Here is a 17,550-nt window from a genome sequence, read left to right as displayed (position 1 = left end):
GGCGCGCCCCGCACGCGGCCGCGGGCGCGCGCGCGCTCCTCCGCCGCCGCACGCGTCTAGGGACGCCGCGCGGCCGCGCGCGCGAAGAGCGCGTGCGCGAGCGCATCCATCCGCGCGAAGCGCGCGTCCTGCGTCTGCCCCTGCGCGTAGCGGAAGTAGATCTGCTGGATGACGACGCCCATCTTGAAGATGCCGAACACCTGGTAGTACGGGACGACCGCCGGGTCGGTCCCGGTGCGCTCGCAGTAGCGCGCGGCTCCTTCGTCGTCGGTGAGGAAGCCCTCGCCGACCGGCATCGCGCCCGGGTTCCCCTCCGATGCGTCGCCCTTCGCGCGCCACGAGCAGAGCGTCGTGCCGAGGTCGCAGAGCGGGTCGCCGATCGTGCACATGTCCCAGTCGTAGACGGCGACGCAGCGGCCCGGGTCGTCGGGCGCGACGGCCATGTTGTCGAGCTTCCAGTCGTTGTGGAGGAGCGCGGGCGGCGGCGACGCGGGCCGGTGGTCGGCGAGCCAGCGCGCCACCTCGCCCGGCGTCGGATCGTCGCTCGTCTTCGCCCGCTCGTAGCGCTCGGCCCAGCCGCGGACCTGCCGTTCGAGGAAGCCGTCCGGCCGGCCGAGCGCGTCGAGCCCGAGCGCCGCCGCGTCGACGCCGTGCAGCTCGGCGAGCGTGTCGACGACGACGAGCGAGAGCTTGCGGTTGGCGACGGGATCGCGGCCGCCGCCGAACACCGCGGGCACCGCGCCGCGGACGACGACGCCGTCGCGGCGCTCCATCACGAGGAACTCCGCGCCGACGATCGAGACGTCGTCGCTGTAGACGAGCGCGCGCGGCGCGTACGGGAACGCCTGCCACAGGACGGAGAGCGCGCGGTACTCGCGGTGCATGTCGTGCGCGCCCTTCGCGACCGGCCCGAGCGGCGGGCGCCGCAGCACGTACTCGAACGCGCGCGCGCCGTCCGGGCTCGCATAGCGAAGCAGGTAGGTGAGGTTCGCGTGGCCCCCGCCGAACTGGCGCACGGCGAGCGGGAGGTCGCCGCCCTCGACGCGGTCGCGCAGGAAGTCGGCGACGCGCGCCGCGTCGATGCGCTCGTCGGGCCGGACCTCGATCACGTCGCCGTCGGTCGCTGCCATGGCGCGCGAGCCTACCACCCCGCCCTTCGCGCGCGCGGGGCCTCGACGTCGATGCCGAGCACCGCGCCGTAGAAGGCGAGCTCGGTGTCGAGCGCGCACGCGATGCTCTCGGCCCGGCGGAACCCGTGCCCCTCGCCCTCGAACTCGACGTAGGCGTGCGGCAGCCCGCGCTCCGCGAGCACCGCGACCATCTCGCGCGCCTGCGCCGGCGGCACGACGCGGTCCTCGGCTCCCTGGAAGAAGACGACCGGCCGCGCGAGGCGCGCCGCGTGACGAAGCGGCGAGCGCGCGCGGTACGTCGCGGCGCCCTCCGGATACGGCGCCACGAGCCGGTCCGTGTAGTGCGACTCGAACTTGTGCGTGTCGCGCGCGAGCGCCTCGAGGTCGCCGATGCCGTAGTGGCTCGCGCCCGCGCGCAGGACGTCGTGGAAGACGAGCGCGCACAGCGTCGTGAAGCCGCCCGCGCTGCCGCCACTCGCGAGCAGCCGGTCGCCGTCGACGCGCCCCTCGCGCGCGAGCGCGACCGCGACGGCCAGGCAGTCCTCGACGTCCGCGACGCCCCACTGCCCGTCGAGCCGCTCGCGCGCCGCGCGTCCGAAGCTCGTCGAGCCCGCGTAGTTGACGTCGACGACCGCGAAGCCGCGCGACGTCCAGAACTGGAGGGCGGGCCGGTGCACGGGGTGCGCGACGCCGGTCGGCCCGCCGTGGCTCCACACGACGAGCGGCGGCCGCTCGCGCGCCGGCGCCGCGAAGCGACGCGACGCGGGCGCGTAGAAGAAGGCCTGCACGCGCCGCCCGCTCGCGCTCGCGACGTCGATCGACTCGGGCGCGGCGAGGTCCTCGACCGCATCCGCGTCCTCGGCGGAGCCCGCGAGCCGGTGCAGCCGGCGCTCGCGCACCTCGTAGGCGTACACCGCCTCGCCGCTCCGCGGCCCGGCCGCGACGAAGCACGCGAGACCGCGCTCGACGCGCACCGAGTCGACGGACGTGAACGGCAGGCCGAGCGCACGCAGCTCGCCCGTCGCGAGCGACAGCAGCCCGAGCGTCGCCACGCCGTCGCGCTCGGTCGCGCAGAGCAGCGTGTCCGCGTCGACGAAGTCGAAGCGCGACATCCCGAGGCCCCACTGCGGCGCGCCGAACTCCGCGACCATCGGGCCGAGCGGCACGGGCGCGCCACCGCGCTCGACGTCCGCGGCGAAGAGGTTCCACCAGCCGCTGCGATCGCTCGCGAAGACGAGACGGCCGTCGGGTGCGAAGCGCGGCTGGAAGATCGACTCGCCGCTGCCGCCCGCGATGCGGTGCGGCGCGCCGCGCAGCCCGCCCGGCCCGCACGGCGCGACGAAGAGCGACGTCGCGTCCCACGGCATGTGCGGATGGCTCCACGCGAGCCACGCGAGCCACGCGCCGTCGGGCGAGAACGCGGGCGAGCTCGCGAAGTCGTGGCGCGACTCGATCGGCGCGGCGCGCTCGCGCGCGTCCGCCGCGCCGGGCGCGACGCGCAGCGCGACGAGCCGGTTCGAGGGCTCGGCGCCCTCGCGCGCGCGCTCCTCGACGCAGGCGAGCCACGCGCCCGACGGGTGGAGCGCGAGGTCGGCGTAGCGCGCGCCGCGCTCCCCGTAGACGCCGCGACCGGGCTCGCACAGGGTTCCCGTCGCGTCGTCGACGAGGAACAGGCGTCCGCCGCTCGCGCAGTACGCGCCGCCGCCGTACTCGTGCACGCGCGTGCGCACGCTCGCACCGCGCGGCGAGACCTCGCACGGGTCGGCGTCGCGCGTGCTGCGGACGAGCGCGCAGCGGCCGCCCTCCTCGGGGCGCCCCTCGACCCAGTAGACGGCACCGCGGTGCACGCGCGACTCCGCATAGCGCGTGCGCGCGCGCGCCACGTCGTCCGCGCCGAGCGGCGACGCCCAGCTTCCGTAGGGGCGCTCGGCGCGCCCGGCTGCGGTGGCGATCGTCCTCTCCCTTCCGTGCGCGCGGCCGCCCCGCGCGCGGCCCGAGTTGACGCGCGGTGCACGCGCGCCGCATCCTCGCGCGCTCCACGCGCGCGGGCTGGGTGCGCCTCGCGAGCGCGCCCGGGAGGTGGGATGAGCCCCGTCGAGATCGCCGCCCTCGCGGCCGGCGGCGCCTTCGCGGGCGTCGTCAACACGCTCGCCGGCGGCGGCTCGATGCTCACCGTGCCGCTGCTCGTGATGCTCGGGCTTCCGGGAACGCTCGCGAACGGTACCAACCGGATCGGCATCCTCGCGCAGAACGTCGCCGCGGTCTCCTCGTTCCGACGCGCGGGCGTCGACGGGCTCGCCCGCTCGCTGCCCGTGCTCGTGCCCGTCGGCGCGGGCTCGCTGATCGGGGCGATCGCCGTGTCGCGCCTCGCGGACGACGTCTTCGAGCGCGCCTTCGGCCTCGTGATGCTGCTCGTGCTCGCGCCCACGCTGCGCCCGCCGCGCGCGCGCGCGCCGGGCGAGTCGGCGCCGCCGTGGCCGCGCTGGGCGAGCGCGCTCGTGTTCTTCGCCATCGGCCTCTACGGCGGCGCCTTCCAGGCGGGGGTCGGGATCGCGCTCCTCCTCGCCGTCGCGCGCACGGGCGTCGACCTCGTGACCGCGAACGCGATCAAGGTGCTCGTCGTGGGCGCGCTCACGCTCGTCGCCGTGCCGGTCTTCATCGCGAGCGGACAGGTCGCGTGGCCGCAGGCCGCCGTCCTCACCGCGGGCTTCGCGGCGGGCGGGTGGCTCGGCGCGCGCGTGGCCGTGCGCGGCGGCGACCGCCTGATCCGCCCGGTGCTGGTCGTCTGCGTGCTCGCTCTCGCCGGACGGATGCTCGGCGCCTACTGAGCGCAGCCGCCCGGCCTCGGCGCGCCGCCTGCGAGTGGCGATGGCAGCGCGCACATCCGGCTCGTATTCTGACGGCCCCCCAGGCTCGAGATCGGAGACCTCCGCCGCTCGCTCCCGCACGCGCGACGCGCGCTCCGCGGGGCGGTCGCGGAGCATGGGCAGCGCGCGCCGAGCCGCCGGGCGCGCCGCCAGCCGACGGCGCGCCGGACGTGCCGCGAGCAGAGGGCGCGCCCGGCGCGCCATCGAAGGACGGGGAGCCGACCGCACGCATGCGCCTCGCTTCGCACCGCACGGTCGCGCTCCTGCGTCGCGCGCTCTCGGGGTCGGCGGCCGCCGAGCTCGGCGGCGCGCCGGGCTGGCCGGCGCTCGCGCGCATCGCGCGCGCCGTCTGCGCGGGCCCGCAGGGCGCGCCGGCTACGCCCGCGCACCGCCGCGAGCGAGCGCGCGCGCTCGCGGCGCGCGCGCTCGCGCTCCCCGAGGTCGCAGCCGCGGCCGCCGGCAAGGACCTGCCCGCACTCTGGCATCACGTGGCGAGCGCCGTCCTCCCGAGCTGGATGCCGGCCGTCGCGCTGCGCGCGGAGGTCGGAGAGCCCGGCCACGCGCGCCTGTGGGTCGAGCTGCGCGGCGCCGAGGAGCTGCGATCCGACGCGGTCGACGACCTGTTCGAGGTGCTCGCCGCCTTCGCCGAGCGCGTCCCCGCGCTGGCGACCGGCGAGCCTGCGATCGCCGCCGTCGCACGCTGGCCCGATTGCGCGCGCGCGCGCATCGACGTCGCCCCGGCCCACGCGGCGCCGGCAGCCGTCGGGGCCCGCGCGGAGCTCGCCGCCGTGCTCGGCGCGCTCGAGGACGGGATCGTCGAGCTCACCGCGGACGGCCGCGTCCTCTTCGTGAACGACCGCGCCGCCGAGGCGATGGGCTACCCGGCGAGCCACTTCGTCGGCCGCGCGCTCGAGGAGGTCGTCGCACAGGGCGACCGCGACCGCGTGCTCGACGAGGTCAGCGCGCTCCGCGCGCCGGGCACGTCCGCGACGATCGAGTTCCGCGCGATCGACGCCGACGGCGTGCCGCACGACCTCGAGGCCCGCGCGACGGCCTTCGAGAGCGCGAGCGGCGCGCGCCGCATCGGCGCACTGATCCGCTCGGTGACGAGCCGCGTCGAGCGCGAAGCCGTCGCGCGGCGCGAGGCCGAGGCGCTGCGCGAGGCCGCCGGCACCGGCTACGACATCGCGTTCGAGACGGACGGCGACGGCGACACGGTCTCGGTGCTCGCGGTGGGCGCGGACTTCGCCGCGATCCCGCGCGATGCGCGCTTCGCGCAACACCTCTTCCAGCGCGCGCTCGACTCGCACGCGCCGCTCGCCGCCGACGCCTGGCTCGCCGCGCGCGAGGGGCGCGGCCCGGCCGAGCTCGACATCCAGCTGCGCACGGACGACGGCGGCCTGCGCTGGTACGCGGCCGTGCTGCGCCCGTTCTCGGAGCGCGGCCGCGTCGCGCGCGTCGCGGTCCGCCTCAAGGACATCACCCGGCGCAAGGAGTACGAGGACGCGCTGCGCGCGGTCGCCGAGACCGCGTTCGACGGCGGCCCGTTCCTCGAGTCGCTCGTCGGCCACGTCGCGCGCGCGATGGACGTCGAGTGCGCGCTCGTCGCGGTGGCGCGCGACGATGGCGCGGCGGAGGCCGTCGCGCTGTGGGCCGACGGCGCGCTCGGCGACGAGCTCTCCTTCCCCGTCGCGGGCTCGCCCTTCGAGACGCTGCTGGCGGGCAGCGCGTGCTGCTACTCGGTCGGCGTCGCGCGGCGCTTCGCGCAGCTCCCGGCGTTCCCGGGCGGCCCGTTCGCGTCGTTCGTCGGCGCACCGCTGCGCGACGACGACGGCGGAGTGATCGGCTGTCTGGCCGCGCTCGGGAGGCGCCCGATCGCGAATGCCGACCTCGCGCGCTCGACGCTCGCGATCTTCGCGCAGCGCGCCGCCGCCGAGCTGCGACGGGCCGCGGCGGCGCGCGCGCTCCGCGAGAGCGAGGCGCGCCTGCGGGCGATCCTCGAGCAGTCGCCGGACCTGATCGTCGACGCCGACGCCGAGCACGGCATCACCTACGTCTCGCCGGCCGTGCAGCGCACGCTCGGCATCTCGCCGCGCCCGGGCGAGCTCGTCGCACGGCTCGACCCCGCCGACCGCGCGCGCGCGCTCGCGCGGCTGCGCGAGGCCTACGACCGGCCCGAGCCCGTGAACGCGCTGCTGCGCATCCGCGATCGCGACGACCACTGGCACTGGATCGACGTCACTGCGCGCGGCTACCGGTCGCAGTCGGGCCGGCGCCGCGCCGTCCTGCTCGGCCGCGACGTCACCGATCGGCGCCTGGCCGAGCGCGAGCGCCGCCAGCTCACGGCGCTCATGGAGCACGGCTCCGACCTGATGGCGCTCGCGTCGCTCGAGGGCGAGATCCTGTACGTGAACACCGCCGGGCGCGAGCTCCTCGGCGTCGCGGAGGGCGAGGCGCCCGCGCGGCTCGACGGCTTCTTCGCCGGTGCCGACGGCACGCCCGAGCCGGCGCTCCGCGCGCGCATCGAGCCGGTGCTGGCGCGCAGCGGGCGCTGGGCCGGCCACCTGACGCTGCTGCCGCGCACGGGCGCCGCGCCCATCCCCGTGCTCGCGTCGTTCGTGCTGCTCTCGGACGAGCTTCCCGGACACGGCGCCGCGATCGCACTCGTGTGCCGCGACGAGCGGGAGGTGCTCGAGACGCGGCACGCGTTCCGCGAGGCCGCGCGGCGTCTCGACCTGATCGAGCGCGGCGCGCACTACGTGATCGCCGAGCTCGACCGCGACGGGCGCATCGTCTACGCGAGCCCGAACAGCGCGCGCGTGATCGGCCTCGAGCGCGACGCCCTGCTCGGACGCGACGCATTCGAGCTGCTCCCGGACGACGCGCGCGCGACCGCACGCGTCGTCTTCGAGCGCGTGCTCGCGGAGGGGGCGGCCGAGCTCGGGCGCACCTCCTGCATCGACGGCGAGGGGCGCCGGCGCCCGGTCGAGGCGGCGATCGCGCCGGCCACGGACATCGACGGCCGCCCGCGCGCGGTGCTCGTCGTGCGCGACCTGTCGGCCGAGGAGCACACCGCGCAGCAGCTCCGCGAGAGCGAGGAGCACCTGCGGCAGGCCCAGAAGATGGAGGCCGTCGGCCAGCTCGCAGGCGGCATCGCGCACGACTTCAACAACCTGCTGACCGCGATCACGGGCCACGCCGACCTGCTGCTCGGCGACCTCGGCGACGACCACCCCTCCGCGCAGGACGCGCGCGAGGTCCTGCACGCCGCGAACCGCGCCGCCGGGCTCACCCGCCAGCTGCTCGCCTTCAGCCGGCGGCAGGTGCTCGAGTCGCGTCCCGTCGACCTGAACGCCCTGGTGTCGCAGCTCGACCGGATGCTCCGGCGCGTCGTCGGCGAGCACTACGCCTTCGTGACCCAGCTCGATGGCAGCCTGTGGCCCGTGGTCGCCGACCCCGGGCAGCTCGAGCAGGTGCTCCTCAACCTCGTCGTCAACGCGCGCGACGCGATGCCGGGCGGCGGCGCGATCACGATCCGCACCGAGAACCTGACGATCGCGAACGCGCTCGAGACGTGCGCGGGCGACGCGCCGCCGGGCGACTACGCGACCCTCTGCGTGGTCGACCAGGGCACGGGCATCGAGCCCGAGACGGCCGCGCGCATCTTCGAGCCGTTCTTCACGACGAAGCGCCCCGGCGAGGGCACGGGCCTCGGGCTCAGCACCGTGCTCGGGATCGTCGAGCAGAGCGGCGGCCACCTCGTGCTCGACTCGGCGCCGGGGCTCGGCGCGTGCTTCACGATCCTGCTGCCGCGGGCGACGGCCGAGGTCGCCGAGCCCGAGGCCGCCGTGCCGACCGTCGCCGAACGCGGCGAGGGAACGGTGCTCGTGATCGAGGACGAGGCCGCCGTGCGCGCGCTCCTGGTGCGCCACCTGAGCGAGCACGGCTACGACGTCATCGAGGCGACGGACGGCGACGGCGCGCTCGAGCTCTGCCGGCGCGCCGCGCGCGTCGACCTCGTGCTCTCGGACGTCGTCCTCCCGAGCTACGACGGCCCGACGATCGCCGAGCGGGTGCGCGAGGCGTTCCCGGGCGCCGCGATCGCCTACATCTCGGGCTTCCCGGACGCCGCGCTCGAGCGGCGCGGGCTCGCCGCGGCCGACGTCGACCTGCTGGCGAAGCCGTTCTCGCGAGCCGACCTGCTCGCCTTCGTCGACCGGGTGCTCGCCGCACACCGCGCGCGCGCGGCCGCGCCGAAGGAACCGCTCAAGCCCGCCTAGACCGGGGACGATGGGCGACCGGGCGCGCGTGTCCGCGCGCCCAGAAGCCGCGCATCTTCTTGCACGTTCGGCTTCAACCCACTGCCAGCATTGAGATGTTCCGCGTGGAACGACTTCCTCACGCGACCCCGAGCGCGGACCGCTCGAGGACGATCGGCACGGACTTGTAGGCGGGCGTGCGACTCCCCTCGGCGAAGCTCTCGAGCGCAACGAGCCCGTTGGCCTCCGGGAAGTACGTCGCCGCGCAGCCGCGCGGCACGGCGTAGCGGACGACGCGGAAGCCGCGCGCGCGGCGCTCGACCCCGGCGAACCGGCTCACGAGATCGACGACGTCTCCCTCGGCGAGGCCGCGCTCGGCGAGGTCGTCGTCGTGGAGCATCACGACGCGGCGCGAGCCGTAGATGCCGCGGTAGCGATCGTCGTCGCTGTAGATCGTCGTGTTGAACTGGTCGTGGCTGCGCACGGTCATCATCAGCAGCTCCCCGGGCGCGACGTCGAGCCGCGGGAGCGCGTGCACGCGGAACTGCGCACGGCCGTCGGGCGTGTCGAACTCCTGCCGGCGCGCTCCGCTCGGCAGCACGAACCCACCCTCGCGCACGCGCCGGTTGAAGTCCTCGAATCCCGGGACGACGCGCTCGATCGCGTCGCGGATGCGGTCGTAGTCGTCGGCGAGCGCGCGCCAGTCGATCCCGCCCGAGCGCTGCGCGTCGCCCGGCGGGATGTCGCCGAAGACGGCCGCGCCGAGGTCGGCGACGATGCGGGGCTCGCTTCTCAGCGCGGCTCCCGCGGGCGCGCGGCGCCCCTGGGAGCGGTGGACGACGCTCATCGAGTTCTCGACGGTGACGAACTGCGGGCCTCCCGGCTGCTCGTCCCGCTCGCTGCGCGCGAGGCAGGGCAGCAGGATCGACTCCTCGCCCGCGACGAGCTGCGTGCGGTTGAGCGTCGTCGCGATGTGCACGGCGAGGCCGCAGCGCGCGAGCGCCCGCTCGGTGCGCTCGCTGTCGGGCGCCGCGACCGCGAAGTTCCCGCCCATCGCCGCGAACACGTCCACCCGCCCGTCGAGCATCGCCTCGATCGCCGCCACCGTGTCGAGCCCGTGCTCGCGAGGGGGCTCGAAGCCGAAGGCGGCCCCGAGACGGTCGAGGAACTCGGGCCTCGGGCGCTCCCAGATGCCCATCGTGCGGTCGCCCTGGACGTTGCTGTGCCCGCGCACCGGGCACACGCCGGCGCCGGGCCGCCCGATGTTCCCGCGCAGCAGCAGCAAGTTCACGATCGACTGGATGTTTGCGACGCCATGTCTGTGCTGCGTAAGGCCCATTGCCCAGCACGCGATCACGCGCTCCGCGGCGACGTAGCGCTCGGCGAGCGCCCGCAGCTCGGCGCGCCCGACACCGCTCTGGCACTCGATCTCGGCCGGGTCCGCCGCCTCGATGGAGGCCCGCCAGGCGTCGAACCCGCTCGTCCGCCCCTGCACGAAGGCCCAGTCGACGACGGCGCGCTGCGCGCCCCGCTCGCGCTCGATCGCGAGCACTTCGCGCGCGATTCCCTGGAAGAGCGCCACGTCGCCGCCGACGCGCACCGCGACGTGCTGGTCGGCCACGGGACCGGCGAGGCCGAGCAGTCCGCGCAGCTCCTTCGGGTGGCCGAACCGCTCGAGACCGAGCTCGCCGAGCGGGTTGACCGAGACCACGCCGCAGCCGCGCCGGCGCGCCTCCTGGAGCGTGGCGAGCATGCGCGGGTGGTTGCTGCCCGGGTTCTGGCCGACGACCAGCACGAGGTCGGCGAGCGCGAAGTCCTCGAGCCCGACCGTCCCCTTCCCGACGCCGATCGCGTCGCCGAGACCGGTGCCGCTGCTCTCGTGACACATGTTCGAGCAATCTGGGAGGTTGTTCGTCCCAAGTCTTCGAACGAGAAGCTGATAGAGGAACGCGGCCTCGTTGCTCGTTCGGCCCGAGGTGTAGAACACGGCGCGGTCGGGGTCGGGCAGCGCGCGGAGCGCCGCCGCGACGCGCGCGAGCGCTTCGTCCCACGAGATGGGCTCGTATCGCTCCGCGCCGCGCCGGCGGACGACCGGCTCGACGAGCCGCCCCTGCTCCTCGAGCCAGCGGTGGTCGCGCTCGAGCAGCTCGCGCACCGGGTGCGCGGCGAGGAAGCGCGCGTCGACCCGGCGGCCCGTCCCCTCGTGTGCGACGTGCTTGACGCCGTTCTCGCAGAACTCGGCGAAGGAGCGATCCGGCGGGTCGGGCCACGCACAGCCCGGGCAGTCGAAGCCGGCTTCCTGGTTGAGCTCGCCGAGCACGCGCAGCGCGTCGGTCGGGCCGAGCGCGCGGAGCGCGTGTCGCGCCGACTCGACGAGCGCGCGCGGCCCGCCGGCCGCGCGCGGCGCGCTCGCCCGCTGCCGCTCGTCGCTCACGCCCCGCGCACCGCGGCCGAGCGCGAGCGGCCCCGCGGTGCGCGCGCGGGCACGCGCCCGCGCGCGCCGTCGCTCGCACACCCGCGCGCGCCGTCGCTCGCGCGCGCTGCCCTCGTCCGATCCCCATCCGCGCATCCTCGCCGAGCGCCGCGCCCGACACAACTCGGCGCGCGGTTCCGAGCGGGTGCGACGCGACGCGCGCGGCCAGCGCGGTGCGCGGCGTCCGTGCCTCTCAGCGCGCTCGGCACGGCGGCGCGCGCACGCGCAGGCGCAGCGGCTCGACGCGCAGCGGTGCCGGGCGCACGAGCACGGCGCCGTCGCGTCCCGTCCACGCGAGCGCGATCCGCGCGCGCGCACGGCGTCGAGGGTCCGCGGCGCGGGGAGCCCCGCGCGGTCGCACGCGGACGACGCGACCGCGAGCACGGGATCGACCGCCTCGAGCCACGCCGGCGATGTCGACCCCGCGCTGCCGTGGTGCCCGAGCTTCAACACGTCGGCGGCGACGGCTCCGCCCGATGCGAGCAGCCGCCGCTCCCCGGCGCGCCCGAGGTCTCCCGTGAGCAGCACGCGCAGGCCGCCGAGGCGCGCGCGCAGGACGACCGAAGCGTCGTTGCGATCGCGCGGCGCAGCGCGCGACGGCGGGCCGAGCACCTCGAGCGCGAGGTCGTCCGCGAGCACCCGCTCGCCGAAGCCGCTCGCGACCTCGCGCGCGCGGATCCCGCGCGCCGAGGCCGCGGCGACGAGCCGCGCGAGCCCAGGTCGTCGCGCGCGCCCGCCGGGATCCAGACCTCACCGACGGGCAGCACGCACGACGCTGGCGAGACCGCCCGCGTGGTCGGCGTCGCCGTGCGTCGCGACGACGACGTCGAGGCGCGCGACGCCGAGCGCCGCGAGCGCGGGCACGACGACCGCAGCGCCGAGGTCGATCGCGGGGGCGGTGCCCGACGGCAGCGCGTCGCGCGCGAGCCCGCCGTCGACGAGCACGGCTGCGCGCGACGCGCGGAGCACGACGGCATCGCCCGAGCCGACATCGAGGAACGCCGCGAGCGGGCCGGGAGCGACCCCGTCCGCCGCCGGTGCGGCGCGCAGCACGGCGACGCCGGCGCAGGCGAGCGCGAGTCGAGCCCGCGTCCGACCGGCCCGCGCCGCCGCCGCCGCGAGTGCGCCGGCGCCGACCAGCGCCCAGGCGGCTGGCCGGGGCCGCGCCGGGGCGGGAGTGCCGCCGCCCCGATCGCACGGGCGGCCCCATCGACGAAAGCGAGCGACCACTTTCCAACCGCCGATCCACCGTCGATCGCCCGCTCCGCGAGTCGGCACGCGCGGGAGCCGGGCGGCGCGCAGATCTCGTCGGCCCGGCGATCGGCCGGTGTCCGCTCCGCCCGGTCCGCGACCGGGGCGGGCACCGACGCGGGTCCTTCTCCGACTTCCGCCGCTCCGACGTGCGCCGCATCGTCCGTTCGCGCACCGCTGCCCGGGGCGGGCGGGGGCGCGAGGATGGCGATGGCCCCCGTCGCGAGGGCGGTCGGCAGCAGCACGCCGCCGAGCCACGGGATCGCGGCGAGGTTGGCGCCGAGCCCCGCGAGCGAGGCCGGAAGGCCGGCCGCCGCGAGCACGGGCGCGGTGGCCGCGATCGCGACCGCGCTCGCGCGGAGCGCCTCTCGGGCGGCGCGCGCGATCCGCGCGACGAGTCGCGTCGCCTCCCGCGGCACGGCCTCCGGTCGCGCGTAGAGCAGTGCGGCCGTCGCCGCGAACGTGAGCTGCGGCCCGAGCTCGAAGAGCGAGCCCGGCGACACGGCGAGCGCGCCGGCCGCGGAGAGCCAGAACCCGCTGCGCGCGCCGCCCGGCCGCCGCAGCGCGAACGCCGCGCCCGCCGCGCCGAGCATCGCGAGGGCGCGCGCGGCAGCCACGCCCGGACCGGTGAGCACGGCGTAGGCCGCGCCCGCCGCGATCGCGGCGCCGACCGAGCGCGCGGTGCGTGTCCGCGCGCGACGCGCGCCCCCACGCGCGGAGCCACGCGCGCGCGAGCGCGTGGACGCCGGCCGCGACGAGCGCGAGATGGAGCCCCGAGACGGCGAGCGCGTGCGCGATCCCGAGCGCGGCGAACGCGGCGCGATCGCCCGGCGCCACGCCGCGCACGTCGCCGAAGGCGAGCGCCGCGAGCAGCCCACCCCCGCGCCGCGCGCAGCCAGCGCACGCTCGCGCGATCGCGGGCGGAATCGACCCGCGCGCGGAGCGCGCGCGCCGCGCCGCGCGAGCGCTCGAGCAGGCCGCGCGGAGCGGGCGTCGCGAGCGGCTGCACGAGCCGGCGATGGAGCAGGGCGGCGCGCGCGACGAGGCCGGACCGCGCCGCGCGCAGCGCGTCGGGCGCGCCGGGTTGCGACGTCCGCGAATCGCGACGAGGCGCGCGCGCATGCGCACGCGCCGGGCGCGATGCCGCGTGCGCGCGCGTCGACGTACCAGAGCGCGCGCGACGGCAGAGGAACGTCGCCCTGCACGCGCCGCAGGCCGGCGAGCTCGACCGCGTCCGTGGTCGCGCGCGCGCGCCGCGCCGCGACGCAGGCATCGAACACGACCGAGGTCGTCGGGCATGCGCGCCGCGTCGCGCGCCGCGTCGGCGAGGCGCGCGCCGTGGACGCTCGCCGACGCGAGCGCGGCCGCGAGCGCGGCGACGGCGATCGCGCCGCGCGCTCTCCCCGCGCGCGACCGGAGCTCCTTCGGCGCGCCGAGGAGCGCGCGCGCGGCGCGTGCGCCGACGCGCACGCCGCGGCGCGCGGCGAGGCCGTGCCGCCAGCGCAGCGGCCGCGAGTGCGGCGAGTGCGGCGAATGCGGCGACCCGGCGGGAGGGCGCGAGCGCCGGCGCGCGATCGACCGCGGCGATCGCGAGCGCCTGCGCGAGCGCGATGCACGCGAGGGGACGCGGGCGGCGCATCGGCGCCGGGCTCCGCGGGACCGGAGAGCGCCCAGCCTAACGAAGCGGCGGTCGTCGCGCGTCCGTCAGTGGAGCGTGTGGCGCGTCGCTTCGCCCGCCGTCGTCCGCATGCGGCGCAGGTAGGCCGACAGCACCTCGACCACCTCGTCGAGCTTGCGGAGCTCGGTCGCGAAGCCGCGCATCAGACGATCGAGCTGGCGCAGCTCGCGGTGCGAGCGCGCGAGGTCGGCGGCGGCGTCGGTCCGCACCTGGTGCGCGAGTCGGATGCCGCGCAGCAGGTCGGCATAGCCGTCGGGACCGGAGGCGAGCAGTGCGTCGACGACGGCACTCGCGAGGCGCGTCCCCTCGTCACCGAGCACGCCCTCGCGCTCGAGGTCCTCGCGCACGCGCGCCTCGAGCGCGTCGCGCTCGGCGTCGCCCGCGCCGGCCGTCGCCGTCGCGCCCGACGCGTCCAGCTCGCCCCCCACTTCGCTGTCGACGCCGGCCTCCTCGCGATCGCGCCGGCCGTCGTCATCGAGGGTCTCCGCTCCGCTTCCGTCCCGCTTGCTCCGCATCGTCCTCTTCCGTCGTCCGTCGTGCGCGCGGGCCCGATCCCGGCGTCGCGCGGAGGAGGAGCAAGATCGATGCCACGGGCAGGCCGCGCGCAGGCGCGGCGCCAAGCCCGCTGCCGCGCGACGGTTCGCCCGCTCGCGACGCGCGCCGCGCGGGCGCTCCGGCGCGCCGGGAGTGGAACGGCGGGGAACGATTCGAGCGCGCGGAGGCGCCGCCCGGACCGGTGCGCTTCGAGCGCGCGATGGCGCGAGCGGGAGCCCGGCGCGCGGAGCGCCGCGCGCTCCCTCAGTCGCGCCAGGCGAAGGGCACCTTCGCGTCGTCGGCCTCGCCCTCGAGGAGGGCGTACTGCCGCTCGACCTCGCCGAGCAGCTGCTGGAGGCGCTCGTGCTCGCGCGTGTGGCTCGACGGCGTCCGCTCGATCTCGGCCTCGATCGCGACGCGGCGGTCGGCGAGCTGCGCGAACTCGGCGCGCCACTGGGCGGCCGAGCGGCCGCCGCGGATGTGCCCCTGCTGCTCGAGGCCGTTCTCCGTGAGCGTCACGATGCCGCTCGCGGGATCGATGCTGTACTGGAAGCGGTTGAAGAACGACAGGCCGAGCAGGCCGATCTCCATGGCGTCGCTCACGGCGGCCGGCACCTGCTCGGCCCGCGCGCCGCCGAGCTCGACGGAGTCGAGCGTGACGAGCGGCACCTCGATCATGCCGTTCGCGGTGCTGTACACGCCGGTGCGCGCGCCCGCGAGGTCGACGCCGGCCTGCTCGACCACCTTGCGCGGGATGGCGACGTCGGACGCGCCGGTATCGATGTAGAACGGCGCCGTGACGGAGCCGTTGATGCGCACGTTCACGCGCATCATCGTGCCCGCGCGCTCGACGCGGATGCGGTGGACGACGAGCGACGAGGCGCTCGCCGGCGCGCTACCCGCCGCGCGCGGCGCTCGGCTCGCCGGCGGCGGCGGCGAATACGTCTGGATGCGACTCGCGCCCGCGCTCCCCTTCGCGGCGTTCGCCTCGGCCTGCGCGCGATGGGCGGGCGGAACCTGGTGGAGCTCCTGCGCGAAGTGCATGCGACCGCTCTCGTCGACCCACTTGTAGATCGCGCCCGCATCGCCGGCCGCGAGCGCGACCGCGAGGGCCGCGGCGAGCGCGAGCGCGCGCCGGCGGCGGCGGCGGCGAGTCGGGTGCGCGGCGTGGCGGAGCGCGGAACCGGTCGGCATGCGCGCCCCATCGGCCGCGGCGCCGCGCCCCTTGACGCCGCGCGCGCACGCGGGCCGCGCCCCGTGCGCAGCTCCCGCCGGGCCGCGCGGGCGCGGAGGCGCGCGACCCGCGGCGTGCAGCCCGCCGACGGAGCGCGGCGTGGCTAGGTGCGGCCCGACGGCGCGCCGTCGGAGTCGCCGGCCCCGTCGCCGGCCCCGACGGCGCCGCCGCCCGTCTCGCTCGCGCCCGCGTCGCGCTCCGCGGCCGCCCCTTCCCCGCCCGCTCGGAAGAACCGGTGCACGAGCCCGGCGTCGCGCCGCGAGATGCCGGGCAGCGCGGCGAGCTCGTCGACCGAGGCCGCGCGCACCGCGCGCAGCGAGCCGAGCCCCTCGAGCAGCGCGCGGCGCTTGCGCGGCCCGATGCCCGGGAGCTCCTCGAGGATCGACGTGAAGTTCGCCTTCGAGCGGAGCTCGCGCTGGTACTCGATCGCGAACCGGTGCGACTCGTCGCGCACGCGCTGCAGGAGCAGCAGCGCCTTCGAGCTCGGCGCGAGCATCACCGGGTTCGCTCGGTTCGGCAGGAACACGCGCTCGGCCTTGAGCCCGCCCGAGCGCTTCACGCGCGTCGAGGGGCTCGCGTCGTCCCGCTCCTTGGCGATGCCGAGCGCGTCGACGTCGAGCCCCGCGTCCGCGAGCGCGGCGCCCGCGACGCCGAGCTGGCCGCGCCCGCCGTCGACCATCAGGAGATCGGGCAGCGGCTCGCTCCCGGCGCGCGCGAGCCGGCGCCCGAGCACCTCGCGGAGGCAGGCGTAGTCGTCGCCCGCGAGCGCCTCGCGGATCCGGTAGCGGCGGTAGCCCGCCTTGTCGGGCACGCCGTCGACGAACGCGACGCGGCTCGCGACGGCGAGGGTCCCCTGCAGCGTCGACACGTCGTAGCACTCGATGCGGCGCGGCAGCGCGCGCAGCGCACACGCGTCGCGCAGCTCGGCGAGCGTCGCGTCGACGCTCTCGCGCTCCGCGAGCCGGCGCTCGAGCGCGAGCTCGGCGTTGCGCGCGGCGAGCGCGGCGAGCTCGCGCGCCGCGCCGCGGCGCGGCTGGCGGACGCGCACCCGGCGCGCGCTCTTCTCGGACAGCCACTCGCCGAGCGCGTCGGCGTCGTCGATCTCCGCGCTGCACAGCAGCTCTCGCGGCACGGCGCGCGCGTCCTCCTCGCCGCCGCTCCCGTAGTACTGGCCGAGAAAGCTCGAGAGCAGCTCGCCGTCGTCGATCGCGACGTCGCTGAACGCGAAGTCCTCGGCGCCGACGACGCGCCCCTCGCGCACGTGCATCACCTGCACGGCGACCTCGCCTCCCCGCCGCGCGACCGCGAACACGTCGCGCTCGACCGGCTTCTCCACGACGATCTGCTGGCGCTCGACCGTGCGCTCGACGTCCGCGATGCGATCGCGCAGACGGGCCGCCTCCTCGAAGTCCTCGCTCTCCGCGGCGCGCTGCATGCGCGCCCGCAGTCGCTCGACGAGCTCGTCCGAGCGGCCGCGCAGGAACAGCGCCGTGCCGCGCACGAGCTCGGCATAGGCGCTCTCGTCGACGAGCCCGCAGCACGGCCCGAGGCAGCGCTTCATCTCGTACTCGATGCAGGGGCGGCCGCGGCGGGCGTAGTCCTTGAACGTGCCCTCGCTGCACGAGCGCAGCGGGAAGAGCCGCCGCAGATTCGACAGCGCGGTGCGCATCGCGACGCTCGACGTGTACGGCCCGAAGTACTCGGCACCGTCGCGCGCGAACTTCCGCACCTCGCGCAGGCGGGGCCACGCCTCGCGCGGGTCGAGACGCAGCGCGAGGTACTGCTTGTCGTCGCGCAGCCGGACGTTGAAGCGCGGGCGGTGGCGCTTGATCAGCTCGTTCTCGAGCAGCAGCGCGTCCTTCACCGTCGGCGTGACCAGCACGTCGACGTCCGCGGCGCGCTCCATCAGCGCGGGGATCCGGATCCGACCGTCACCGCCGCCGACGTACTGCTTGACGCGCGCGCGCAGGTTCTGCGCCTTGCCGACGTAGAGCACCGTCCCGCGCCCGTTCTTGAACAGGTACACGCCGGGCCCGGTCGGCAGGCCCTCCACCCTCTCTGCGAGCGACGTCCCCACGCCCCAACCCTAGCCCGCGCGCCGCTCGCCGCCGCGCCGCGACCGAC

At 77.0% G+C, this 17,550-nt stretch carries 9 protein-coding genes; 2 read left to right on the top strand and 7 right to left on the bottom strand.

The window, feature by feature from the left end; all coding sequences use genetic code 11:
• Positions 1 to 56 precede the first annotated feature (56 nt).
• The gene (locus R3E88_18955; GenBank protein ID MEZ4218563.1) at positions 57 to 1,130 is read right to left on the bottom strand and encodes a phosphotransferase family protein; all 1,074 of its coding nucleotides are present in this window, start codon (positions 1,128 to 1,130) and stop codon (positions 57 to 59) included.
• An 11-nt stretch (positions 1,131 to 1,141) separates the two neighbouring features.
• Positions 1,142 to 3,013 (bottom strand): prolyl oligopeptidase family serine peptidase, encoded by a 1,872-nt coding sequence (locus R3E88_18950; protein ID MEZ4218562.1) that lies wholly within the window; start codon positions 3,011 to 3,013, stop codon positions 1,142 to 1,144.
• 201 nt (positions 3,014 to 3,214) lie between these two features.
• Here R3E88_18950 and R3E88_18945 point away from each other — a divergent pair, with 201 nt between their 5' ends.
• A complete protein-coding gene (locus R3E88_18945; protein ID MEZ4218561.1) occupies positions 3,215 to 3,958 on the top strand; it encodes a sulfite exporter TauE/SafE family protein in 744 nt (247 codons plus the stop codon).
• A 269-nt stretch (positions 3,959 to 4,227) separates the two neighbouring features.
• Complete coding sequence (locus tag R3E88_18940; GenBank protein MEZ4218560.1) at positions 4,228 to 8,277, top strand: PAS domain S-box protein; 4,050 nt, start codon at positions 4,228 to 4,230, stop codon at positions 8,275 to 8,277.
• A gap of 118 nt (positions 8,278 to 8,395) precedes the next feature.
• On the opposite strand, the gene R3E88_18935 is transcribed toward R3E88_18940, so the two are convergent.
• The 5 genes from R3E88_18935 to uvrC all read right to left on the bottom strand — a co-directional run bounded on the left by R3E88_18935 (position 8,396) and on the right by uvrC (position 17,503).
• Positions 8,396 to 10,690 carry an FdhF/YdeP family oxidoreductase gene (locus tag R3E88_18935; GenBank protein MEZ4218559.1) on the bottom strand — a complete coding sequence of 765 codons (2,295 nt, stop codon included), beginning with the start codon at positions 10,688 to 10,690 and terminating at the stop codon, positions 8,396 to 8,398.
• Positions 10,691 to 11,479: 789 nt separating this feature from the next.
• The gene (locus tag R3E88_18930) at positions 11,480 to 11,782 is read right to left on the bottom strand and encodes an MBL fold metallo-hydrolase (GenBank protein ID MEZ4218558.1); all 303 of its coding nucleotides are present in this window, start codon (positions 11,780 to 11,782) and stop codon (positions 11,480 to 11,482) included.
• Between the two features lie 1,902 nt (positions 11,783 to 13,684).
• Positions 13,685 to 14,173, bottom strand: a complete 489-nt coding sequence (locus tag R3E88_18925; protein ID MEZ4218557.1) for a hypothetical protein — start codon at positions 14,171 to 14,173, stop codon at positions 13,685 to 13,687.
• A gap of 283 nt (positions 14,174 to 14,456) precedes the next feature.
• Positions 14,457 to 15,386 carry a TIGR02281 family clan AA aspartic protease gene (locus tag R3E88_18920; GenBank protein MEZ4218556.1) on the bottom strand — a complete coding sequence of 310 codons (930 nt, stop codon included), beginning with the start codon at positions 15,384 to 15,386 and terminating at the stop codon, positions 14,457 to 14,459.
• 143 nt (positions 15,387 to 15,529) lie between these two features.
• Entirely contained in the window at positions 15,530 to 17,503 is a 1,974-nt protein-coding gene (uvrC, locus tag R3E88_18915; protein ID MEZ4218555.1) for an excinuclease ABC subunit UvrC, read from the bottom strand.
• Positions 17,504 to 17,550 lie beyond the last annotated feature (47 nt).

This window comes from Myxococcota bacterium, assembly GCA_041389495.1.
Lineage (GTDB): Bacteria > Myxococcota_A > UBA9160 > UBA9160 > UBA4427 > JAWKRT01.
Note: the sequence above shows the minus strand (reverse complement) of the source record. Positions and strands in the feature narration are given on the sequence as shown.